Source organism: Phenylobacterium sp. (genome assembly GCF_019636135.1).
Lineage (GTDB): Bacteria > Pseudomonadota > Alphaproteobacteria > Caulobacterales > Caulobacteraceae > Phenylobacterium.
The window spans coordinates 1-20,672 of the sequence record NZ_JAHBYD010000014.1 but is presented as its reverse complement, the minus strand read 5'-3'; the positions used below and the strand labels follow the sequence as shown (position 1 = coordinate 20,672).

Sequence of the window (20,672 nt, the reverse complement as noted above, 5' to 3'; positions counted from 1 at the left end):
ATGTCCATCCGCTTCGGCGTCAGCCCGATCGCCTGGGTCAACGACGACATGCCCGAACTCGGCGCCGGCACGCCGCTGGAGACCATCCTCGCCGACGCGCGCGACATCGGCTTCTCGGGCGTCGAGCTCGGTGGGATCTTCCCGCGCGACGCCGCGGTGCTGAAGCCGAAGCTGGACGCCTACGGCCTGGATCTCGTCGGCGGCTGGTTCAGCGGCGCCCTGCTGGCGCACGACGTCGACGCCGAGATCGCGGCGGCGCAGGACCACCTGAAGCTGCTGAAGGCCATGGGCTCGACGGTCTGGGTCCACGCCGAGACCTCCAACGCCATCCACGGGCAGAAGGGGACGCCGCTCAGCGGGACGCCGCGCCTGGACGCCGAGGGCTGGAAGACGTTCGGCGCGCGCCTCACCGCCTTCGCCGACCACATCACCGGCCACGGCCTGCGCTTCGCCTACCATCACCACCTGGGCACGGTGGTGGAGCGGCCCGACGACCTGGAGGCGTTCATCAGGGCGACGGGCGAGACGGTGGGCCTGACGCTGGACACCGGCCACGCGGCGCTGGGCGGCGTCGATCCGGTGATGGCCATCCGCACGCATCCCAGCCGCATCGCCCACGTCCACTGCAAGGACGTCCGCGGCCCGGTGTTCGCGGGCGTGCGCCGCAACGGCCAGAGCTTCCTGGACGGCGTGCTGGCCGGGATGTTCACCGTGCCGGGCGACGGCGGCATCGACTACGCCAAGGTGATGCGCGCCCTGGCCGACATCCGCTATGCGGGCTGGATCGTGGTGGAGGCCGAGCAGGACCCCGCCGTCGCCAATCCGCGCACCTACGGCGAGCTGGGCCTGCGCACCCTGGAGCGCGAGGCCGCGGCCGCCGGGCTGGAGGAGGCCGCCTGATGCCCGACCTGCGCGTCCGCCCGCACGCCCCCGACGCCAACGGCCAGGTGCTGGAGGTCAGCCCGCAGAGCGCCGGCTGGCGCCACGTCGGCTTCGCGGTGCATCGCCTGGCCGACGGCCAGGCCGCCCGCGGCGGCGAGCGCGGCCGCGAGGCCTGCCTCGTCGTCCTGACCGGGACGGCCGACATCCAGGCGGGCGACGCGGACTATCCCGGCGTCGGCGGCCGCGGCAGCGTCTTCGAGGACAAGGCGCCCGCTGCGGTCTACGTCCCGGCCGGCGCGGCCTGGACGGTGACGGCCAGGGGCCCCGTCGAGCTCGCGGTCTGCACCGCCCCCGGGACCGGCGCCGGCGCGCCCCGGCTGATCGACCCCGCCCGCATGAGCCGCGAGGTCCGCGGCAAGGCCACCAACACCCGCTACGTCCGCAACATCCTGCCCGAGACCGAGCCCGCCGAGAGCCTGCTGGTGGTCGAGGTGATCACGCCCGGCGGCCACTGGTCGAGCTATCCGCCGCACAAGCACGACACCGCCACGCCGGCGGAGGAGACCGCGCTGGAGGAGACCTACTACCACCGCCTGGACCCGCAGCAGGGCTTCGCGATCCAGCGCGTCTACACCGACGACCGCAGCCTGGACGAGACGATCTCGGTGGAGGACGGCGACGTGGTGATGGTGCCGCGCGGCTACCACCCGGTCGGCGCGCCGCACGGCTACGACCTCTACTACCTGAACGTCATGGCCGGGCCGAAACGCCAGTGGATCTTCCGCAACGACCCCACCCACGACTGGATCGCGAAGAAGGCCTGACCCCGTGCGCAACATCCCCCACTTCATCGGCGGCCGCCAGGTCGCGGGCGCCTCGGGCCGTTTCGGCGACGTGTTCGACCCCAACACCGGCCGGGTGCAGGCGCGAGTCCCGCTGGCCAACGCCGCCGAGCTCGACGCCGCCGTCGAGGGCGCCCGCGTGGCGCAGAAGGCCTGGGCCGCCGTCAACCCGCAGCGCCGCGCGCGGGTGATGTTCGAGTTCAGGCGCCTGCTGGAACTCCATATGGACGAGCTGGCCGCGCTGCTCTCGTCCGAGCACGGCAAGGTGGTCGCCGACAGCCGCGGCGACATCCAGCGCGGGCTGGAGGTGATCGAGTTCGTCTGCGGCGTCCCGCACCTGATGAAGGGCGAGTTCACCGGCGGCGCCGGGCCGGGCATCGACGTCTTCTCCAGCCGCGAGCCGCTGGGCGTGGTGGCCGGGATCACCCCGTTCAACTTCCCGGCCATGATCCCGATGTGGATGTTCGGGCCGGCCATCGCGGCGGGCAACGCCTTCATCCTCAAGCCGTCCGAGCGCGACCCGTCCGTGCCCGTGCGCCTGGCCGAGCTGATGCACGAGGCGGGCCTGCCGCCGGGCATCCTCAACGTCGTGCATGGCGACAAGACCGTGGTGGACGCCATCCTCGACCACCCGGCGGTGAAGGCGGTGAGCTTCGTGGGCTCGTCCGACATCGCCCAGGCCGTCTATGCCCGCGCCGCCGCCAACGGGAAGCGCTGCCAGGCCATGGGCGGCGCCAAGAACCACGGCGTGGTGCTGCCCGACGCCGACTTCGACCAGGCCGTCGCCGACATCGTGGGCGCCGCCTACGGCTCGGCCGGCGAGCGCTGCATGGCGCTGCCGGTCGTCGTGGCGGTGGGCGAGCGGACCGCCGACACCCTGCGCAGCAAGCTCGTCACGGCGATCGAGGGGTTGCGGATCGGCGTCTCCACCGACCCCGACGCCCACTACGGCCCCGTGGTCTCCGCCGCCCACAAGGCCCGCATCGAGGGCTATATCCAGATGGGCGTCGACGAGGGCGCCGAGTTGGTCGTCGACGGCCGCGGCTTCACGCTCCAGGGCTCCGAGGGCGGCTTCTTCGTCGGCCCCACGCTGTTCGACCGCGTGACGCCGGCCATGCAGGCCTACCAGGACGAGATCTTCGGCCCGGTGCTGCAGATCGTGCGCGCCGGGAGCTTCGCCGAGGCGGTCGCCCTGCCGACCCGCCACGCCTACGGCAACGGCGTGGCGATCTTCACCCGCGACGGCGACGCCGCGCGCGAGTTCGCCGCCGAGGTCGAGGTGGGGATGGTCGGCGTCAACGTGCCGATCCCCGTGCCCGTCGCCTACCACTCGTTCGGCGGCTGGAAGCGCTCGGGCTTCGGCGACCTGAACCAGTACGGCATGGACGGCGTGCGCTTCTACACGCGCCAGAAGATCGTCACCCAGCGCTGGCCGAAGCGGGCCGCGGGCGGCGAGGTCGCCGACCAGAGCTTCGTCATCCCGACCATGCGCTAGCGGCAGACCCGGGGGGAAACCGATGCCGAACCCGTTGGCCTTCTTCGCCCCGGCCGCCGCCGCGCCGCCGATCGACGACCCGGCGCGCACCGACACGCTGTATCGGCGCTACCGCTTCCAGGTGATGATGGCGATCACGCTCGGCTACGGGCTGTCGTACACCGGCCGCCTCGCCATCGGGGTGGTGAAGAAGCCCCTGATCGACGGCGGCGTCTTCACCGCGGCCGACCTCGGCCTCATCGGCTCGGCGCTGTTCTACAGCTACGCCATCGGCAAGCTGTTCAACGGCTTCCTGGCCGACCACGCCAACGCGCGCCGGTTCATCGCCGCGGGCTTCATCGGCTCGGCGCTGTGCAACCTCGGCATGGGCTTCTCCACCAGCGTGGTCGCCGCGGCGGTCTTCTGGGGCCTGAACGGCTGGTTCCAGAGCTTCGGCGCCCCGGCCTGCGTGGTGGCGATGACCTCGTGGTTCTCCAACCGCGAGCGCGGCCGCTACTACGGCATATGGTCGACGGCGCATTCCATCGGCGAGGGCCTCAACTTCCTGATGACCGGCGCCATCGTGGCCGTCTTCGGCTGGTCGATGGGCTACCACGCGCCCGCCGCCATCTGCGCGCTGGCCGGCGTCTGGATGCTGTTCTGGGTCAAGGACGCGCCGACGAGCTATGGCCTGCCGCCCGTGGCCGACTACCGCGACGACCACTGGCAGAACCCCGATGCGGCGAAGGCCGAGGCGCCGCTGCTCGCCACCCAGCTCTCGATCCTCAGGATCCCCGCGGTCTGGATCCTCGCCCTGGCCAGCGCCATGACCTACGTCACCCGCTACGCCATCAATAGCTGGGGCGTGCTCTACCTGCAGGAGGCGCGGGGCTACGGCCTGCCCGCCGCCGGCAGCCTGCTCTTCGCCTCCACCCTGGCCGGCATCGGCGGGGCCGTGGCCTTCGGCTACATCTCGGACAAGTTCTTCGCCGCCCGGCGCCCTCCGGCCAACCTGATCTTCGGCCTCGTCGAGCTGGCGGGCCTGGGCCTCATCTTCTTCGGGCCGCAGAACCACCTCGTGCTGGTGGCCGGGATGGTGCTGTTCGGCCTGGGCATGACCGGCCTCGTCACCTCGGTCGGCGGCCTCTTCGCCACCGACATCTGCCCGAAGCGGGTGGTCGGCGCGGCCATGGGCCTGATCGGCGTCTTCAGCTACCTGGGCGCCGCGGTCCAGGAGCAGGTCTCGGGCATCCTGATCGACCGGGGCACGACGATGGTCGCGGGCGTCCGCCACTACGACTTCGGCCCGGCCATCGCCTTCTGGATCGGCGCGTCGGTCGTATCGCTGGTGCTGGCGTCGAGCCTCTGGCGCGTGAAACTGAGGGACTGATGCCGTCGCAACTGCTGACCAGCATGATCGAGGCGGCCCGCGTCGCGGGCGAGCGCCTGAAGCAGGACTTCGCCGACCTGGCCTCGCTGGACGTGCGCTTCAAGAACGGCGCGGGCGACCCGTTCTCCGAGGCCGACCTGCGCGCCGAGGAGACGGTGAAGTCGATGCTGGCGCGGGCGCGGCCGGCCTACGGCTTCCTGGGCGAGGAGGGCGGGCTGGTCCCGGGCGCCGACCCCGACCACGTCTGGGTGGTCGACCCGCTCGACGGCACCATGAACTTCATCCGCGGCGTGCCGTTCTTCGCGGTCAACATCGCCCTGGCGAAGGCCGGCGACGTGATCGCCGGGGTCACCTACGTGCCCATGATGGGCGAGATGTTCTGGGCCGAGCGCGGGCAGGGCGCGTTCCTGGACGGCGCGCCGATCCGGGTGGCCGGGACCGCACGCCTGGAGGACTCGATCCTGGCCATCGGCATCCCCTTCGCCGGCAAGCCGCGGCAGGCACAGTTCCACCACGAGATCGCCCAGCTCACCCCCCGCGTCGCCTCGGTGCGCCGCCTGGGCGCGGGCGCGATCGACACCGCCTACGTCGCCTGCGGCCGCTTCGACGCCTACTGGGAGCAGTCGGTGAGCCCGTGGGACATGGCCGCCGGCGCCGTGCTGGTCCGCGAGGCGGGCGGCGTGGTCACCGACACCCTGGGCGGTCCCCTCGACATCATGGGCGGCAATGTCCTCAACTGCGCCCCCGGCATCCACGCGGCCCTGCTGGAGGTCCTGCGCCCCGTCGACCGCGCCTGAGGCGGGGTCAGGCGAGGAGGCGGGTCAGGCGCCGGCGATGTAGGCGGTGTCGAACGTAATCCGCGTCACTCGTAGAGGCTCTCGCGCCGCCACGCTTGGAGTCGGCGGCGCGGCAGGCCGGCGACGAAGTCCAGCAGGGTGTCGATCGCGGGACGCTGGCGGTCGAGGTCATCGACGGGCGTGACCTTGGCGACCGGCCGGCCCCGGGAGGTCACGACGAAGCTCTCGCCCTCCTGAACCGCGCGCAGCAGTTCGGAGAAGCGCTGGTTCGCATCGCCCGCGCTGATTGTGCGCTTCATCGCGAAGGCCTCGCTAGCGGTCGCGCCTAGATATGAGATGTGTGGCCCTGCGTCGAGGCGGGCCAGCTCACCGCTACGCGCAGGCCGCCCAGGGGCGAGCGGTCCAGGGTCACCGCGCCGTCGGTGGCCTCGACCAGGTCGCGGACGATCGCCAGGCCCAGGCCGTGGCCGGGCCCCGCCTCGTCCAGCCGGCCGCCGCGGATCAGCGCCGCCTCGGCGCGCTCGGCGTCCAGGCCCGGCCCGTCGTCCTCCACGGTGAGCGACACCGCCTGGTCCGACGGCGCGGCCGTGAGGCGCACCTGCCGGCGCGCGAAGCGGGCGGCGTTCTCCATCAGGGCGCCCAGCACCTCCGCCAGCACGTCGGCCGCGACAGGGACGCTCAGCGCCGGGTCGATCTCGGGCGCGAACACGATCCGCTCGCCGGCGGGCGTGCGTTCCAGCACCGCGATCAGCCGCTCCACGACCGCGGCGGGCGACGAGCACTCGTCCTGCGCCGCATCGCGGGCCGCCGCGGCGCGGGCGCGGGCCAGTTCCGCCTCCAGCGCGGCGGCCATGGCGGCGATGGCGCCGTCGAGGCCGTCGGCGGCCTCCGTCGCGCCGGCGTCGCGCGCCAGCCGGCTCTGCGCGGCCAGGGCCGCCAGCGGGGTCTTCAGGCTGTGGGCCAGGTCGCCGGCCCGGCGCCGCGCGCGGGCCAGGTCGGCCTGCCGCGTCTCGGCCAGGGCGTTGATCGCCGTGACCAGCGGGGCGACCTCGCGCGGGTGGTCCGCGTCCAGGCGCGCGGCCGGATTGCGCCGCATGCGCTGCAGCCGGTCCCGCAGCGGCGCCAGCGGGGCGAGGCCCAGCCGCACCTGCGCCAGGGCCGCCAGCGCCAGCACCGCCCAGAGGCCCGCCAGGAACAGCGCCAGCTCGCGGCCGAACTGGGCGCGGGCCTCGGCCAGCTCGCGCGCGTCCACGCCCACCTGGATCACGGCCGGCGCGTCGGCGCCCGGCGCCCGGACGGCGCGCGCCACGCGCAGCAGCCGCCGGCCGAACGGTCCGCGCGTCGTGTCGGCCGCCCAGTCCGAGGGCGACGCCCCGGCCGGGACCGGCAGCGCCTCGTCCCACAGCGAGGGCGAGCGCACCACGCCGCGCGGCGTGCTGACCTGCCAGTAGAAGCCGCTGGCGGCGCGCAACGCCCGCGGGTCCAGCGGCGTCTGGTCCAGCGCCGGGCGCCCGGCCGCGTCGATCGTCAGCGCGGCGGCCAGCGCATCGCCGGTGCGGGCGAGCTCGGCGGCCTCGCGCCGCTCCACATGGCGCTCGAACAGCCACGTCATCGCCAGCCATGCGACGGCCAGGGCCACGAACACGGCCACCGCGGCGCTGGCCAGAAGTCGGAGCTGCAGCGACCGGGCCGCCACGCCTCAGGCCGCCGCCAGGGCGTAGCCGAACCCGCGCCGGGTCACGATCGCATCCGCGCCGACCTTGCGGCGCAGGCGGGCCACCAGCGCCTCGATGGCGTTGGCGTCGCCGCTGTCGCCGGCGCCGTACAGGTGGTCGGCCAGCTCGCCGGCCGAGACGGCCCGCCCGGGGTTGTGCGCCAGGCAGTCCAGCAGGCGGAACTCCAGCGGCGAGAGCCGGAGCGGCGCGCCGTCCAGGGTGGCCGAGCGGCGCTGGGTGTCGAGGCTGAGCCGGCCCACGCTCACCACCGGCGTCAGGCGGCCCGCGGCGCGCCGCACCAGGCCGCGGAACCGCGCCACCAGCTCGCCCATCTCGAAGGGCTTGGCCATGTAGTCGTCGGCGCCGGCCTCGATGCCTTCCACCTTCTCGGTCCAGTCGCCGCGCGCCGACAGGATCAGCACCGGGAACGCCCGCCCCTCGGCCCGCCAGCGCCTCAGCACCGACAGGCCGTCCAGCCGCGGCAGGCCGAGGTCCAGCACCACGGCCGCATAGTCCTCGACGGAACCGCGGAACGAGGCGTCCTCGCCGTCGCGGGCGAGGTCGACGGCGAAGCCGGCCGCCGTCAGCGCGCGGACGAGGTCCGGCCCGACGTGCGGATCATCCTCGACGACCAGGGCGCGCAATCAATCGTCCTCGACCTTCAGCACCGCGGCGGTGCGGGCGTCGAGCTCAATTTCGCGCACGCGGCCGTCCCGTCCCAGGATCTTCACCTCATAGATGAGGCGGCCCTTCTCGTCTTCGAGTTCGATCTTGATGACGTCGCCGGGCGCCCTGGCCTGGGCGGCGGCCAGGATCTTCGTCAGGGGCTGGATCTCGCCGCGCGCCAGGGCCGCGCGGGCGGCCTCGTGGCCCTTGGGCTTCTTGTGATCGCCCGCGGCGGCGGGGACAGCGGCCAGCGCCAGCAGCGCGGCGGCGGTCAGGGAGGTGAGGAAGCGTTGGGTCATGGCGGCCTTCCTATCGCGCCGTCGCTGACATCCCGCTGACGGCCGTCGTGGCCGGGCCGTCAGGCGCGGGGGCGCAGGAGAGGCTTCGGGGACGCCCACGTCCCCGCACGAGGGGCCTCATGTCTTCCATCCGATCCTGCGCCGTCGCCGCCCTGCTGCTGGTCCCGCTCGCCGCCCATGCACAGGAGGGGCCGGTCACCGCCTATCCCGCCGCCTTCTTCGCGCCGGCCCAGCCCTATTCGGCGTTCGACATGCTGCAGCGGCTGCCGGGCTTCACCTTCGACCCCGGCGACGCCGAGGTGCGCGGGTTCGGGGGCGCGTCGGGCAACGTGCTGATCGACGGCAAGCGGCCCACCAGCAAGCAGGAGGGCCTGGAGGCGATCCTGCGCCGCATCCCGGCCCGCTCGGTCGAGCGGATCGAGCTGGTGCGCGCAGGCGCCGCCGGCTTCGACCTGCAGGGCCGGCCGCTCGTGGCCAACGTCGTGCGCCGGGGCGAGGCGGTGATGCGGGGCCGCGTCGAGGCGGGGCTTGGGGCCTACCCGGGCGAGCGCCAAGCTCCTCGGTTCGCGGGCGAGGTCAGCCGCCGCAGCGGCGAGCGCCTGCTGGAAGCCTCGGCCTCGGTCGCCCGCGAGATCGACGCGGAGAAGGGCGAAGGGCCGCGCGACCGTATCGATCCCTTCGGCGCGCCGCTCCGCCACGCGACCTACCGCGAGAACAAGTGGACCGACGTCGCCGAGGGCGCGGCCGGCTACGAGCAGGGCCTGGCCGGCGGCAAGCTGCGCCTGGACGCCTCGGTGCGCGCCGAGCGCAAGCGCGCCAACATCCTGGAGACCGCGACCTTCCCCGCGCCGTCCGCCGAGGTCGTGGGCGAGCGGGAGAACGTCACCGAGGGCGAGCTGGGCGGCCACTACGAGCGCGCCCTCGTCGGGCCGTGGGCGCTCGAGGCCCTGGCGCTCGGTCGCTGGAGCCGCACCCGCGCGCGGGACCAGGCCGACGAGGGGCCGGACCGCGAAGTGGCCCGCGTCGCGCTGGACGCCCGCGAGAGCATCGTCCGCGCCGTCGCCCGCCGCGCCGGCCCCGCCACCACCCTGGAGATCGGCGGCGAGGCGGCGCTCAACACGCTCGCGAGCCGCAACGGCCTCAGCGAGAACGGGATCGACGTCGACCTGCCCGCCGCGCGCGTCCGCGTCGAGGAACGTCGCGCCGAGGGGTTCGCGACCCTGACCTGGCGGCCGCGGCCCAGCCTGACGGTCGAGGCGGGCGGCCGCATCGAGGTCTCGCGCCTGACCCAGTCGGGCGACGCGTCGCTCGCCAAGACCCTCCTCTACCCGAAGCCCCGCGCCCTGGTGAGCTGGCGGCCCACGGCGCACGACGAACTGCGCCTAGCGATCGAGCGGCGGGTGGGGCAGCTCGACTTCGAGGACTTCGTCAGCTCGGCCTCGCTGACCTCCAACACCGTCACCGCCGGCAATCCGGACCTGGAGCCGGATCGCGCATGGCGCACGTCGCTGACGTGGGAGCGGCGCTTCGGCGGCGTGGGCTCGCTGGTGGCCACCCTGCGCCACGACGAGATCGGCGGCGTCGTCGACCGCGTGCCGGTGGTCGGGCCGGGCTACGCCTTCGATGCGCCGGGCAATATCGGCCGCGGCGTGCGCGACGAGGCGCAGGTCGCCGTGACCGCGCCGCTGGACCGGCTCGGGCTGTCCGGCGTCGTCGTGAAGTCGGACGTCACCTGGCGGCGCAGCCGGGTCACGGATCCGGCGACCGGCGTCTCGCGCGGCATCTCGGGCGAGCCGGACTTCCAGGGCGCGATCCACCTGACCCAGGACCTGCCGCGATGGCGCGCCCGCTGGGGCGTGGACGCCGTGCTGGCGCAGACCAAGGTCGAGTACCTGTTCAACGAGGTGAAGACCGATCGGGTGGACACGCGCCTGGGCCTCTTCGCCGAGTACCGGCCCACGCCCGCGTGGAACATCCGCGTGCAGGCGGACAACCTCACCGACGGCAAGGTCTACCGGCGGCGCGAGCAGTACGGCGGCGTGCGTGGCGCCGCGCCCCTGCGGCGCATCGAGACCCGCGCGATGGACTTCGGGCCGTTCGTGAGCGTCACGGTCCAGCGCGCCTTCGCTGGGGGCGCGCGATGACCCGCCCCGGGGCCGCTGCAAACGCGGTAGGCGCCGTTAACGGGTGCGCGCTAAGCTCGCCTCCGTGAACAGCCGCCGCGCCCTCGCCAGCCTCGCCATCGCCGTCGCGGCCCTCGCCGCGACGCCGGCCGCCGCGCGCATCTTCTACGTCATCCAGTCGAGCGCCGACTCCTGGTCGGTCATGGACCCGGAGGGCGTCGAGCGCGTGCCCGGCAGTCCAGTCCGCAAGGCCTGGGACGTGCGCGTCCAGCGCAACATCCTGTCGGGCGACCCGCCCCAGCCGGGCTATGTCCGCACGCTCACCGAATACGACTGCCAGGCCCAGCGCACCCGCTGGCGCGAGTTCTCGGCCTATTCGCGCTCGGGCGCGCTGCTGCTCAGCAAGGTGAACCCCAACCCCGAGTGGGGCCCGGCCGACGAGGCCTCCGACCCCTACGCCGCCTACCGCGTCATCTGCGAAGGGGCCGGGCAGGGCGCGGTGCTCTCGGCCGACAGCGTGGCCAAGGTGGTCATCCGCCTCATGGGCTCGTGGGACCCGCCGGCCCAGCCGATGGCGCCGGTCCTGCCGCCGCCCGCGCCCGGCGCGAAGCCGGCCGCGAAGGGGCCGGCGGCCGCGGCCAGGCCCGCCGCGGCCGCGAAACCCCGCTAACCTACTTCGAGAGCTGCCCGCGGATCGCCCCGGCGGGGAACTCCGCGTTGTGGACGTTGACGTAGTAGCCGGCCGGGTCGGCCAGGATCGCCTTCACCACGTCGGGCGCCACCGTCGCGCAGCCCGAGCTCTTGCCCGTGGCGTCCGGCTTGGCCAGCGGCACGGCCACGCCGCCCGACACGCCCGCGGCGCCGACGTGGATGTGGGCCATGGTCGCCGGCTGGATGTTCTCGACCATCAACTGGTAGCAGATCTCGTTCTTGGCGCTGTCGATGGTAAAGCTCGCGTGGCCCGCGCCGTCGGTGTCGGCCGAACCGGCCCCGCCCAGGTGCGCGGACAGCTTGTCGGCCGCATAGGCCGGCGCGCTCAGCGCCGCGGCCGCCGCGACGATGGCGATGATCGAACCCTTGGACATGTTCATCTCCCTTGCGCCCACCCCGACCTGAGCGGCCGGGATGGAAGCCCAGGGCGGGGATCGCGTCAATTCCGCTCGGGGATGATCACCGGCAGGTATTCATAGCCCTTCACGAACGACGAGTTCACCCGGCGCGGCGGGCCCATCACCTCGATGCGCGGGAAGCGGGCCAGGATCTCCTCCCAGATGATCTTGAGCTGCAACTCGGCCAGGCGGTTGCCCACGCAGCGGTGGATGCCGAAGCCGAACGACAGGTGCTGGCGCACCCGCGGGCGTTCGATCCAGTAGTCGTTGGGCCGCTCGATCACCTCGTCGTCGCGGTTGCCCGAGACGTACCACATGGCGACCTTGTCGCCCTTGCGGATGGTCTTGCCGCCGATCTCGTAGTCCGCGAGCGCCGTGCGGCGCATGTAGGCCAGCGGCGTCTGCCAGCGGATGGTCTCCGACACCATGGCCGGGATCATCTTCTCCGGGTCGGCGCGCAGGATGCGGTCCTGGTCGGGGTTCTGGTTCAGCGCGATCACCGAGCCGGTGATGGTGTTCCGCGTCGTGTCGTTGCCGCCCACGATCAGCAGGATCAGGTTCCCCAGGTACTCCATGCGGTCCATGTTCCGCGTGGACTCCCCATGGGCCAGCATCGAGATCAGGTCGGGCCGCGGCGGGGCGTTCACGCGTTCGTTCCATAGCCGCATGAAGTAGTCGACGCACTCGAACAGCTCCTGGCGGCGCTCCTGCTCGGCGACCTCCGGGTCGGTGGAGGAGAAGAGGCCGCTGTCCGGGCCCGCCGTCGCCACGTCGGACCAGCGGGTCAGCTTGCGGCGGTCCTCCCACGGGAAGTCGAACAGGGTCGCCAGCGTCATGGTCGTCAGCTCGATGGAGACCTTGTCCACCCAGTCGAACTGTTCGCCGATCGGCAGGCTGTCCAGGATCGCCGCCGCCCGCTCGCGGATGATCGGCTCCATGTAGGCCAGGTGCTGCGGCGCCACGATCGGGCTCACCGTCTTGCGCTGCACGTCGTGCTTCGGCGGGTCCATGGCGATGAACATGGGCAGGTTGAAGTCTTCCGCCGGATCGGGAAGCACGATCGTCGGGTCGGACGAGAACACCTGGTGGTTGGTGTCGATCGCCATGATGTCGTTGTACCTGGTCACCGACCAGTAGCCGCCGACGTCCTCGAACTCCGACTCGGCCCAATGCACCGGGTCTTCCTTCCGCAGCCGCTCGAAGTAGGGCCACATGGTGTCGGTCCGGAACAGCTCCGGGTCGGCCGGGTCGATCTGGTCGAGCGGCATCGAATAGGCGGCGTCGCGGGCCGCGCGCTGCAGGTCGATCGAAGCGTCGTCCATGGGTCACCTCCTGTTGCGGGTTCGTTCGCCCGCACTGCCTCAGTCGGGACGATGATCCTCGCGGAAGGGCGAGTCAAGAAAGGTGACGCTGGCGTCAACTTTCCAATGCTGGAAAATGCGCGGCGCCAGACGCAGGAGGAACCATGAGCGGGCTCGAAGGGGGATGCGCGTGCGGGGCGGTGCGCTACCGGCTGAAGTCCGGCCCCATGTTCACCAACTGCTGCCACTGCACCGACTGCCAGCGCCAGGTGGGCTCGGCCTTCGTCATCAACGCCATCATCGAGACCGACCGGATCGAGGTGCTGTCGGGGGAGATCGCGCCCACCGCCATGCCGACGGAGTCCGGCCGCCCGCACCTCGTCTACCGCTGCACGGCCTGCGGCACGACGCTGTGGTCCGACTACGGCGACCGCAAGACGATGAGCTTCCTGCGCGCCACCACGCTGGACGACCGCGCCGCCATCGCGCCGGACGCCCACATCTTCACGCGCTCCAAGCTGCCCTGGGTGCAGATCCCGCAGGACCAGCCGGCGTTCGAGGTCTTCTACGACCTGAAGACCCAGTGGTCGCCCGAGGCGCTCGCCCGCCGCGCCGCGCTCAACACGCGCTGAGGCCGGCGCCAGCTTTTCTCGCTGGCCGCCGCGCGCCGCTCGGCTAAACAATCGTTTGAAACCACGCTCCAGGGGATCGCATGGCCTCCGACGTTCTCTTCCAGCCCTTCGACCTGAAGGGCCTCAGGCTGCCCAACCGCATCGTCATGGCGCCCATGACCCGCTCGTTCTCGCCCGGCGGCGTGGCGACCGAAGATGTCGCCGCCTACTACGCGCGCCGCGCCAGGAACCAGGTGGGCCTGATCGTCACCGAGGGCACGGGCGTCGACCGCCCCGCCTCGCTGAACGACCCCAACATCCCGCGCTTCCATGGCGAGGCTGAACTCGCCGCCTGGAAGCGCGTCGTCGACGCCGTCCACGCCGAGGGCGGCCTGATCGCGCCGCAGCTCTGGCACGTGGGCGCGGTGCGCACCCGCAGCGAGACCTGGCAACCGCCGGGCCCCTACGACAGCCCCTCGGGCCTCTCCAGCCCCGGCAAGCAGTTCGGCCAGCCGATGACTGAGGCGGAGGTCGCCGACGCCATCCGCGCCTTCGCCGAGGCCGCCGGGGCCGCCAGGGACCTGGGCTTCGACGCCGTCGAGCTGCACGGCGCCCACGGCTATCTGATCGACCAGTTCTTCTGGGACGGCGTGAACGTCCGCGAGGACGCCTACGGCGGCAAGGACATCGCCGGCCGCGCCCGCTTCGCCGCCGACATCATCCGTGCGGTCCGAAAGGCCGTCGGCCCCGGCTATCCCATCGTCATCCGCATCAGCCAGTGGAAGCAGCAGGATTTCGCCGCCCGCCTGGCCGAGACGCCCGAGAAGCTGGAGAGCTGGCTGGGCGCCCTGGTCGACGCCGGCGCCGACGTCCTGCACTGCTCGCAGCGCCGCTTCTGGGAGCCGGAGTTCGAGGGCAGCGACCTCAACTTCGCCGGCTGGGCCAAGAAGGTCACCGGCGTCCCGACCATCACCGTGGGCTCGGTGGGCCTGACCGGCGAGTTCGTGGCGAGCTGGGGCGGCGAGCAGAGCCAGCCCGCCTCGCTGGACCGCCTGGAGGAGATGCTGGAGCGCGGCGACTTCGACCTCGTCGCCGTCGGCCGCGCCCTGCTGCAGGACCCCGAGTGGGCCGTGAAGGTCCGCGAAGGCCGCCAGGGCGAACTGATGGCCTACGACCGCGCGGCGTTGGCGACGCTGTCCTAGCCGCCGCTGTCGCCGCCGCGCGGGTCGGTGCTCTTCCGGTAGTCGCCGCCAAGGGCGGGGAAGATCAGGACGACGGCCACCGCGACGGCGATCACGGCAAGTCCGATCGCAATAGCGATCAGCTCGATCTTGTCCATGCCGGGGGCTCAGCAGCTCCCGCCGCCGTCCGTGCTGCAGCTCGCGCCGCCGCCGCCGTCGAAGACGCCGGCCGCGATGACGATCGAGCCTGCTGCAGCCGTGCCGCCGTCGTCGCCGCCGCGGCGATGGACGCCCGACGCGCGGCCACGCAGGACGAGCAGGCTGACGACGACGATGAGGGCGAACGCGCCCAGCAGGGCGATGAGTATGACGCTGTCCACGGACAGATCTCCTCTGCGGGAGCCTACGGCATCACAGTTTCACGACAGTTCCGTGACGCACGCTAAGCGTTGAAGTTCAGCTTCAGGCCCGGCCGCGGCCACCTGGCCTTGTAGAGCTTGCCGGTGGACGACGCCGTCACCCAGGCCGTGCGCATGTCGGCGCCGCCGAAGCAGATGTTCGTGCAGATCAGGTCCGGGAACGCGAAATGCTCGACCGTGCCGTCGGGGTCGAAGGCCGTGACGCCCCCATTGATGATCGTCGCCACGCAGACCTTGCCCGAGGCCTCCACCGCCAGGCTGTCCAGCAACTGGTAACCCGGCAGGTTGCAGATCACGTTGCCGGGCGCGAAGCCGGCGCCGGGCGCGAGCTGGCCCGTCTCGGCCACGTCGAAGCCCCAGAGGCGGCCGAGCTGCGTGTCGGCCACATAGACGGTCTTCTCGTCGGGCGACAGGCCGATGCCGTTCGGCGAGATCAGGTGCCCGCGCTGCTGGCTGATGTGGCTGCCGTCGGGCTTGGCGTAGTAGACCGCGCCGTTCTTGCGCCCCTCCGGCGTCGAGCAGCCGTGGTCAGTGAACCAGAGCCCGCCCGACCTGTCGAACACCAGGTCGTTCGGCCCCACGAGGCGCTTGCCGTCGCAGCTCTCGTAGACCGTCTCCAGCTTGCCGCTCTTCAGGTCGAAGCGCTGGATCATGCCGCCGGTGTGGGTGGATGGCGTCGGGCCGGGGATGGTCAGGCCGCCGTTGTCCAGCCAGACGAACGAGCCGCCGTTGTTGGTGATCCAGATCGCGCCGTCCGGGCCGATGGCCGCGCCGTTCGGGCCGCCGCCGGTGTCGACCACCGTCTCCTTCGCGCCGTCCGGCCTCACCCGCGTCAGCCGCTGGCCCTTGATCTCGGTCAGGATCACCGAGCCGTCGGCCATGGCGATCGGCCCCTCGGGAAACTCCAGCCCCTCGCAGACCAGCTCGATGTCCATGTGCGCTCACTCCCGTTTCTCGTTGGGCGCGACCATAGCGCGGCTGTCGCGCGCTTCCACGGTGACGCAGCGTCAGTCGCCGCGCCGTCATTTCAAACCGCGGAGATCGCAGAGATGCGCGGAGGAGTCCGAGGATGCGCCGTCTCTCTGCGTATCTCTGCGATCTCCGCGGTTTGGAAAAATGGGCGCTGGCGCGCGCACACGGCTTGAGGCTCGCAACGCTCAGCGCCGCTCCAGCACCCGGATCGTGAAGGGATGCTCGTCGTGCTCCGACGCCTCGTGGCGTTCGGCGCGCACCTCGGTCCAGCGGCTCTCGTCGATGGGGGAGAGGACCACGTCGCCCTCGACGTCGGCGTCGATGTCGGTGAGGTAGAGCCGCCGCGCCCGTTGCAGCGCCAGCTCGAACAGCGAGGCGCCGCCGATCACGCACACCTCGCGCGCGCCGTCCTCCCCGGCCTGCTCGCGCCCGATCGAGACCGCCTCGCCGAAGTCCTCGCAGACCACCGCGCCCTTGGGTTCGAACGAGCCGTCCTTCGACAGCACGATGTTGGTGCGGCCCACGAGCGGCTTCTTCGGCAGGCTCTCCCAGGTCTTGCGCCCCATGATCACCGGCTTGCCCATGGTCACGGCCCGGAAGTTCGCCAGGTCGGTCCGCAGCCGCCACGGCAGCGTCCCATCCCGCCCGATCACCCCGTTCCGGGCGCGCGCGATCGGACCGGCGGCGAGGATGATCTGGGACATGGGGCTCCTCTAATCCGCTTCCCCCAAAACGTCATGGCCCGGCTTGTCCGGGCCACCCATTGGGCTGTGAGCCGATGTCCGCGACCGCGACGCTGCGCGCCCTTCGCACGCCCAGCCCAATGGGTCCCCCGGACAAGCCGGGGGATGACGTTCGAGAGGCGGATGTCAGGCCGCCGAATCCAGCCAGCTCAGCCACTTGCGGCGCACCGCCTGGTCCACGTCGATGTCGAAGCGGCGGCAGTAGAGGAGGAGCTGGCACAGGACGTCGGCGGCCTCGTCGGCGCGGTCGTGCTCGCTGGCCTCGCCGCGGCCGCGGCTGGAGAGGCGCAGGTGGGCCTGGGCCAGTTCGCCGAGTTCCTCCTGCAGCTTCAGCATGTACCAGTCGTCGTCGCGGGCGATGGCGTGGTTGCGGGCGTAGATGTCGGAGATCCGCTCCGCCGAATCCGCCACTTCCGAAAGCGTCAGCGGGGTCTTCATCTCGGCCTACACCGCGATGGGAGCGGGAATGGACGGGTGGGCCTGGTAGCCCGCGAGCTTGAAGTCCTCGTAGTCGAAGCCGAACAGGTCGTCCTTGTCTGCGATGTGCATCACCGGCAGCGGCAGCGGCTCGCGTTCGAGCTGGGTGCGGGCCTGTTCCAGGTGGTTCAGGTAGAGGTGCGCGTCGCCGAGGGTATGCACGAACTCGCCCGGCTCCAGGCCGCAGACCTTGGCCACCATCAGGGTCAGCAGCGCATAGCTCGCGATGTTGAACGGCACGCCCAGGAACACGTCCGCCGAGCGCTGGTAGAGCTGGCAACTGAGCTTGCCGTCCGCGACGAAGAACTGGAACAGGCAGTGGCAGGGCGGCAGCGCCATGTCCTCCACCTCGGCCGGGTTCCAGGCCGAGACGATGTGGCGGCGGCTGTCGGGGTTGGTCCTGAGCCCCTCCACCACCGCGGCGATCTGGTCGATCACGCGCCCGTCCGGCGCGGCCCACGAGCGCCACTGCTTGCCGTAGACGGGGCCCAGCTCGCCGGTCGGGTCGGCCCATTCGTCCCAGATGCTGACGCCGCGCTCCTGCAGCCAGCGCACGTTGGTGTCGCCGCGCAGGAACCACAGCAGCTCCAGGATGATCGACTTCCTGTGCAGCTTCTTCGTGGTCAGCAGCGGGAAGCCCTGCGCGAGGTCGAACCGCATCTGCCGGCCGAACACGCCCAGCGTGCCGACGCCCGTGCGGTCGCCGCGCCGTACGCCGTTCTCCAGGATGTCGTCCAGCAGGTCGAGGTACTGCCGCTCCGGATGGGCGGCGTCGGCGCGGAATGCGGGCGCGATGGCGGCGTGGGCGTTCATCGCGCCCAGGGTCGCCTGCGCGGACCGATTCGGGAATCGGCGATTCGCCGTGATCCCCGCCTCATCCACAGGCGCCGCGCGCGACATCGTCGACCGTTGGTCGATTCCCGGCTTGGCGTACGACGTAAGGGCCGCTAAACGGCCCGGTCCCGTTCATACAGGTGAATCCGAATGCTGATTTCCGCCCTCGCGGCCGTCGTGCTGTTCGCCGCGCCCGAGACCGTCCAGTCGGGCGAAGCGGCGAAGATGGCCGTCCAGGCCAAGCCCGAGATGAAGCGGGTCTGCGAGACCATCGAGGTCAGCGGCTCGAACCTGCCCAAGAAGAAATGCCGCAACGTGCCGGTGAAGGCCGCCGCCAAGCCGGGCGAAGACGCCGCCGACAAGGCGCCGACCAAGCCGGAATAGGCTCCTCGGCGGCCCGGGACGAACCGGCTCTGACCGGCGTGCTCATCGGGCGCTTAGGGCCTCGCGCGACCTCTCCCCTCCTGAACGTCATCCCCGGCCTTGCGCCGGGGGCGAACCGCGCCGCGCGGACAAGCCGCCCCCAATCTCCGCATCCCGGGTATCCGCTCGCCCTACAGGCGAGCCGCATTGCGCCTCTTCCAGCTTAACCATAGCAGCTTGCGGCGCGCGGCGCCCCTCACGGCCCGCAGCGCCTTTTGAGGGAGCGTGGGCGGATGAAGGTCGGACACTGGATCGGCGGCGCCGTGGCGTCGGCTCTGTTGATCGCCGCGCCGGCCACGGCGACGGCTGCGGTGCAGTACATCCTCACCGACCTCGGCGACCTGCCGGGCGGAAGCGACTACAGCTACGCCAACGGGATCAACAATGCCGGCCAGGTGGTGGGCTACAGCATCGCCGCCACGGGATACCGGGCCGTCCTGTGGTCCGGGGGCGTGATGACCGATCTCGGCGACCTGCCGGGCGGGGACGACTACAGCTATGCCACCGGGATCAACGATGCCGGCCAGGTGGTGGGCTACAGCGCGGCCGCCACGGGCGTCCACGCCGTCCTGTGGTCCGGGGGCGCGACGACCGATCTCGGCGTCCTGCCGGGCGGGAGCGACTACAGCCTCGCCACCGGGATCAACGGCGCCGGCCAGGTGGCGGGCTATGGCGCGGCCGCCACGGGCGTCCACGCCTTTCTGTGGTCCGGCGGCGTGATGACCGATCTCGGCGACCTGCCGGGCGGGACCGACTACAGCCGGACCTACGGGATCAACGACGCCGGCCAGGTGGTGGGCGTCAGTGGCGCCGCCACGGGTAACCGCGCCTTCCTGTGGACGGCGGATGGCGGGATGCAGGACCTCGGCGACCTGCCGGGCGGGAGCGACTTCAGCGTCGCCACCGGGATCAACGCCGCCGGGCAGGTGGCGGGCTACAGCGACGCCGCCACGGGTACGCGCGCCGTCCTGTGGTCCGGAGGCGTGATGACCGACCTCGGCGACCTGCCGGGCGGGATCGACTTCAGCGCCGCCTTCGGGATCAACGGCGCTGGCCAGGTGGTGGGCCAGAGCGAGGCCGCCACGGGCGCGCACGCCTTCCTGTGGACGGCGGGCGGCGGGATGCAGGACCTGAACGACCTCATCGACCCGCTCGCCGGCTGGGTCCTCCAGGAGGCGCGCGGCATCAACGCCTCGGGCCAGATCGTGGGCTGGGGCGTCAACGCCGACGGCTTCACGCACGCCTTCCTGCTGACGCCCTTCACCGCCTCCGCCACCGTCCCCGAACCCGCCACATGGGCCATGCTGATCGCGGGCTTCGGCGCCGTGGGGACGGCCCTGCGCCGCCGCCGACGCGCGCCCGCCGCCGCCTGAGGTCCCCCGCTCATCACGCGGGGATGAGCGGAGGTTATCGAGTTCGCTGAGCGCGAATCGGGTCCCGACCCCAGGCTCCGTCCTCGATCGAGGCGCCCCGAAGCGCCGCCGTCATCCCGGCCGGAGTTCCCCGGCGACTCCGCCTGGGTCGAGGCGATCAGCCGGAGAAGCCGCCGTCGTCGAGGAACGCCTGCTCCTCGGCGGTGGTCGTGCGCCCCAGCGCCCGGTTGCGGTGCGGGAACCGGCCGAACCGCGCGATGATGTCGCGGTGGATCTCGTGCCATTTCAGCATTTCGGGATCGCCCAGGTCGCGGGCGAGCTCCAGGCCGTACTCCTGGTCGGCCAGGTCCTCGGAATGCTCGAAGGGCAGCAGCATGAACTGCCGCATCCCGGCCTCGACCTCGCGATGCCAGCCCTTCTCGGCCGCCGCCCGCGCGACGCTGCGCGCCTTGGGGTCGGTCGCCCACGCATGCGCGCTCTCGCGGAAGAGGTTGCGCGGGAACTGGTCGAGCAGGATCAGCAGCGCCAGCGCGCCGTCGGGTGTCACCGCCCAGTCGTCGTACTTGCCCTGGGCGGCGCGGTGGTGGACCGGCTCGAAGCGCAGCCGGATGGCGTCGTCGAACTTCGCGCTCTTGGCGTACCACTTCGCCGGGCCGGCGTTGCGCCAGAATCCCAGGATGTCGTTCGGCGTCGCAGCCATTCTCACCTCCCGCGCCTCACTAGAGCGCGTTCCGGAAAGTGGGAACCGGTTTTCGGAATAAACGCGCGACAAAACAAGAACCTAGAGCGGCGATCTGACTCCGTCGGATCGCAACCCGCTCTAGGACGTGCGGGCGGCGCCGTTCAAGCACGGTTCAGGCGAAGGCTGCGCATCTGTCCGGCGAAGGGACTGAGAGGCGACCTGCCTCCTGGGTGAGTAGACGACGATGAGAACGGCGATGACGGCCCTGGCCGTCGTATTCCTGGCGGCCACGGCCGCTCCGGCCCTCGCGGCGCCGGGCGACGGCGCCCGCGCCGGGCGCATGGAGAGCCGCGACCGCC

24 protein-coding genes are annotated in these 20,672 nt (G+C 72.0%); 11 read left to right on the top strand and 13 right to left on the bottom strand.

Annotation, left to right across the window (positions count from 1 at the left end; genetic code table 11):
• From iolE to KF737_RS11355, 5 genes are read left to right on the top strand one after another with little or no spacing between them, the layout of a single operon-like run.
• Positions 1-900, top strand: coding sequence for a myo-inosose-2 dehydratase (gene iolE / locus KF737_RS11375; RefSeq protein WP_296454497.1), 900 nt, complete (start codon positions 1-3; stop codon positions 898-900).
• Positions 900-1,706 carry a 5-deoxy-glucuronate isomerase gene (iolB, locus tag KF737_RS11370; RefSeq protein WP_296454495.1) on the top strand — a complete coding sequence of 269 codons (807 nt, stop codon included), beginning with the start codon at positions 900-902 and terminating at the stop codon, positions 1,704-1,706. Before iolE ends, iolB begins: the two co-directional genes overlap by 1 nt.
• Before the next feature lie 4 nt (positions 1,707-1,710).
• Positions 1,711-3,219 (top strand): CoA-acylating methylmalonate-semialdehyde dehydrogenase, encoded by a 1,509-nt coding sequence (locus KF737_RS11365; RefSeq protein ID WP_296454494.1) that lies wholly within the window; start codon positions 1,711-1,713, stop codon positions 3,217-3,219.
• 22 nt (positions 3,220-3,241) lie between these two features.
• On the top strand, positions 3,242-4,588 hold the full coding sequence (locus tag KF737_RS11360; protein ID WP_296454492.1) for an MFS transporter: 1,347 nt from the start codon (positions 3,242-3,244) through the stop codon (positions 4,586-4,588).
• A complete protein-coding gene (locus KF737_RS11355) occupies positions 4,588-5,385 on the top strand; it encodes an inositol monophosphatase family protein (RefSeq protein ID WP_296454490.1) in 798 nt (265 codons plus the stop codon). Before KF737_RS11360 ends, KF737_RS11355 begins: the two co-directional genes overlap by 1 nt.
• Before the next feature lie 65 nt (positions 5,386-5,450).
• On the opposite strand, the gene KF737_RS11350 is transcribed toward KF737_RS11355, so the two are convergent.
• Genes KF737_RS11350 through KF737_RS11335 form a run of 4 tightly spaced genes read right to left on the bottom strand, consistent with a single transcriptional unit; the run spans position 5,451 to position 8,065 of the window.
• Positions 5,451-5,684, bottom strand: a complete 234-nt coding sequence (locus KF737_RS11350; protein WP_296454488.1) for a type II toxin-antitoxin system Phd/YefM family antitoxin — start codon at positions 5,682-5,684, stop codon at positions 5,451-5,453.
• 26 nt (positions 5,685-5,710) lie between these two features.
• Positions 5,711-7,081: a sensor histidine kinase gene (locus KF737_RS11345; RefSeq protein ID WP_296454486.1), complete on the bottom strand. Its 1,371-nt coding sequence runs from the start codon at positions 7,079-7,081 to the stop codon at positions 5,711-5,713.
• Positions 7,082-7,084: 3 nt separating this feature from the next.
• Positions 7,085-7,744: a response regulator transcription factor gene (locus tag KF737_RS11340; protein ID WP_296454485.1), complete on the bottom strand. Its 660-nt coding sequence runs from the start codon at positions 7,742-7,744 to the stop codon at positions 7,085-7,087.
• Positions 7,745-8,065 carry a PepSY domain-containing protein gene (locus tag KF737_RS11335; protein WP_296454483.1) on the bottom strand — a complete coding sequence of 107 codons (321 nt, stop codon included), beginning with the start codon at positions 8,063-8,065 and terminating at the stop codon, positions 7,745-7,747.
• A 119-nt stretch (positions 8,066-8,184) separates the two neighbouring features.
• On the opposite strand from KF737_RS11335, the gene KF737_RS11330 reads away from it, so the two are divergent.
• Entirely contained in the window at positions 8,185-10,209 is a 2,025-nt protein-coding gene (locus KF737_RS11330; protein WP_296454481.1) for a TonB-dependent siderophore receptor, read from the top strand.
• A gap of 64 nt (positions 10,210-10,273) precedes the next feature.
• Entirely contained in the window at positions 10,274-10,858 is a 585-nt protein-coding gene (locus KF737_RS11325; protein WP_296454479.1) for a surface-adhesin E family protein, read from the top strand.
• A 1-nt stretch (position 10,859) separates the two neighbouring features.
• Here the strand turns inward: KF737_RS11325 and KF737_RS11320 are convergent, their stop codons facing one another.
• Together KF737_RS11320 and KF737_RS11315 are read right to left on the bottom strand one after the other, a co-directional pair.
• Positions 10,860-11,273 (bottom strand): CHRD domain-containing protein, encoded by a 414-nt coding sequence (locus KF737_RS11320; RefSeq protein WP_296454477.1) that lies wholly within the window; start codon positions 11,271-11,273, stop codon positions 10,860-10,862.
• Between the two features lie 65 nt (positions 11,274-11,338).
• Complete coding sequence (locus tag KF737_RS11315) at positions 11,339-12,619, bottom strand: cytochrome P450 (RefSeq protein WP_296454475.1); 1,281 nt, start codon at positions 12,617-12,619, stop codon at positions 11,339-11,341.
• Between the two features lie 143 nt (positions 12,620-12,762).
• Here KF737_RS11315 and KF737_RS11310 point away from each other — a divergent pair, with 143 nt between their 5' ends.
• Both KF737_RS11310 and KF737_RS11305 read left to right on the top strand, forming a co-directional pair.
• On the top strand, positions 12,763-13,230 hold the full coding sequence (locus KF737_RS11310) for a GFA family protein (RefSeq protein WP_296454473.1): 468 nt from the start codon (positions 12,763-12,765) through the stop codon (positions 13,228-13,230).
• Between the two features lie 80 nt (positions 13,231-13,310).
• A complete protein-coding gene (locus KF737_RS11305) occupies positions 13,311-14,411 on the top strand; it encodes an NADH:flavin oxidoreductase (RefSeq protein WP_296454472.1) in 1,101 nt (366 codons plus the stop codon).
• On the opposite strand, the gene KF737_RS11300 is transcribed toward KF737_RS11305, so the two are convergent.
• From KF737_RS11300 to KF737_RS11275, 6 genes are all read right to left on the bottom strand, one after another.
• Complete coding sequence (locus tag KF737_RS11300; protein WP_296454470.1) at positions 14,408-14,548, bottom strand: hypothetical protein; 141 nt, start codon at positions 14,546-14,548, stop codon at positions 14,408-14,410. The two genes, KF737_RS11305 and KF737_RS11300, sit on opposite strands and share 4 nt — an antisense overlap.
• 9 nt (positions 14,549-14,557) lie before the next feature.
• Positions 14,558-14,770, bottom strand: a complete 213-nt coding sequence (locus KF737_RS11295) for a hypothetical protein (RefSeq protein ID WP_296454468.1) — start codon at positions 14,768-14,770, stop codon at positions 14,558-14,560.
• Between the two features lie 62 nt (positions 14,771-14,832).
• Positions 14,833-15,744, bottom strand: coding sequence for an SMP-30/gluconolactonase/LRE family protein (locus KF737_RS11290; protein WP_296454466.1), 912 nt, complete (start codon positions 15,742-15,744; stop codon positions 14,833-14,835).
• Positions 15,745-15,966: 222 nt separating this feature from the next.
• The gene (locus tag KF737_RS11285) at positions 15,967-16,485 is read right to left on the bottom strand and encodes a dihydrofolate reductase (protein ID WP_296454464.1); all 519 of its coding nucleotides are present in this window, start codon (positions 16,483-16,485) and stop codon (positions 15,967-15,969) included.
• A gap of 165 nt (positions 16,486-16,650) precedes the next feature.
• The gene (locus tag KF737_RS11280) at positions 16,651-16,962 is read right to left on the bottom strand and encodes a phosphoribosyl-ATP pyrophosphohydrolase (RefSeq protein ID WP_296454462.1); all 312 of its coding nucleotides are present in this window, start codon (positions 16,960-16,962) and stop codon (positions 16,651-16,653) included.
• Positions 16,963-16,968: 6 nt separating this feature from the next.
• Positions 16,969-17,814, bottom strand: a complete 846-nt coding sequence (locus KF737_RS11275; RefSeq protein WP_296454461.1) for a thymidylate synthase — start codon at positions 17,812-17,814, stop codon at positions 16,969-16,971.
• Between the two features lie 171 nt (positions 17,815-17,985).
• Between KF737_RS11275 and KF737_RS11270 the strand changes: the two genes are divergently transcribed.
• Both KF737_RS11270 and KF737_RS11265 read left to right on the top strand, forming a co-directional pair.
• On the top strand, positions 17,986-18,219 hold the full coding sequence (locus KF737_RS11270; RefSeq protein WP_296454459.1) for a hypothetical protein: 234 nt from the start codon (positions 17,986-17,988) through the stop codon (positions 18,217-18,219).
• A 272-nt stretch (positions 18,220-18,491) separates the two neighbouring features.
• Entirely contained in the window at positions 18,492-19,631 is a 1,140-nt protein-coding gene (locus KF737_RS11265) for a PEPxxWA-CTERM sorting domain-containing protein (RefSeq protein WP_296454457.1), read from the top strand.
• 157 nt (positions 19,632-19,788) lie between these two features.
• On the opposite strand, the gene KF737_RS11260 is transcribed toward KF737_RS11265, so the two are convergent.
• Positions 19,789-20,331 (bottom strand): DUF924 family protein, encoded by a 543-nt coding sequence (locus KF737_RS11260; protein WP_296454456.1) that lies wholly within the window; start codon positions 20,329-20,331, stop codon positions 19,789-19,791.
• Positions 20,332-20,672: the final 341 nt, after the last annotated feature.

Bases quoted from the DNA above. Each gene is read 5' to 3' on its own strand.
- iolE (WP_296454497.1), top strand. From the start codon at position 1: ATGTCCATCCGCTTCGGCGTCAGCCCGATCGCCTGGGTCAACGACGAC.
- iolB (WP_296454495.1), top strand. From the start codon at position 900: ATGCCCGACCTGCGCGTCCGCCCGCACGCCCCCGACGCCAACGGCCAG.
- KF737_RS11360 (WP_296454492.1), top strand. From the start codon at position 3,242: ATGCCGAACCCGTTGGCCTTCTTCGCCCCGGCCGCCGCCGCGCCGCCG.
- KF737_RS11355 (WP_296454490.1), top strand. From the start codon at position 4,588: ATGCCGTCGCAACTGCTGACCAGCATGATCGAGGCGGCCCGCGTCGCG.
- KF737_RS11350 (WP_296454488.1), bottom strand. From the start codon at position 5,684: ATGAAGCGCACAATCAGCGCGGGCGATGCGAACCAGCGCTTCTCCGAA.
- KF737_RS11335 (WP_296454483.1), bottom strand. From the start codon at position 8,065: ATGACCCAACGCTTCCTCACCTCCCTGACCGCCGCCGCGCTGCTGGCG.
- KF737_RS11330 (WP_296454481.1), top strand. From the start codon at position 8,185: ATGTCTTCCATCCGATCCTGCGCCGTCGCCGCCCTGCTGCTGGTCCCG.
- KF737_RS11320 (WP_296454477.1), bottom strand. From the start codon at position 11,273: ATGTCCAAGGGTTCGATCATCGCCATCGTCGCGGCGGCCGCGGCGCTG.
- KF737_RS11315 (WP_296454475.1), bottom strand. From the start codon at position 12,619: ATGGACGACGCTTCGATCGACCTGCAGCGCGCGGCCCGCGACGCCGCC.
- KF737_RS11310 (WP_296454473.1), top strand. From the start codon at position 12,763: ATGAGCGGGCTCGAAGGGGGATGCGCGTGCGGGGCGGTGCGCTACCGG.
- KF737_RS11305 (WP_296454472.1), top strand. From the start codon at position 13,311: ATGGCCTCCGACGTTCTCTTCCAGCCCTTCGACCTGAAGGGCCTCAGG.
- KF737_RS11300 (WP_296454470.1), bottom strand. From the start codon at position 14,548: ATGGACAAGATCGAGCTGATCGCTATTGCGATCGGACTTGCCGTGATC.
- KF737_RS11290 (WP_296454466.1), bottom strand. From the start codon at position 15,744: ATGGACATCGAGCTGGTCTGCGAGGGGCTGGAGTTTCCCGAGGGGCCG.
- KF737_RS11285 (WP_296454464.1), bottom strand. From the start codon at position 16,485: ATGTCCCAGATCATCCTCGCCGCCGGTCCGATCGCGCGCGCCCGGAAC.
- KF737_RS11280 (WP_296454462.1), bottom strand. From the start codon at position 16,962: ATGAAGACCCCGCTGACGCTTTCGGAAGTGGCGGATTCGGCGGAGCGG.
- KF737_RS11275 (WP_296454461.1), bottom strand. From the start codon at position 17,814: ATGAACGCCCACGCCGCCATCGCGCCCGCATTCCGCGCCGACGCCGCC.
- KF737_RS11270 (WP_296454459.1), top strand. From the start codon at position 17,986: ATGCTGATTTCCGCCCTCGCGGCCGTCGTGCTGTTCGCCGCGCCCGAG.
- KF737_RS11265 (WP_296454457.1), top strand. From the start codon at position 18,492: ATGAAGGTCGGACACTGGATCGGCGGCGCCGTGGCGTCGGCTCTGTTG.
- KF737_RS11260 (WP_296454456.1), bottom strand. From the start codon at position 20,331: ATGGCTGCGACGCCGAACGACATCCTGGGATTCTGGCGCAACGCCGGC.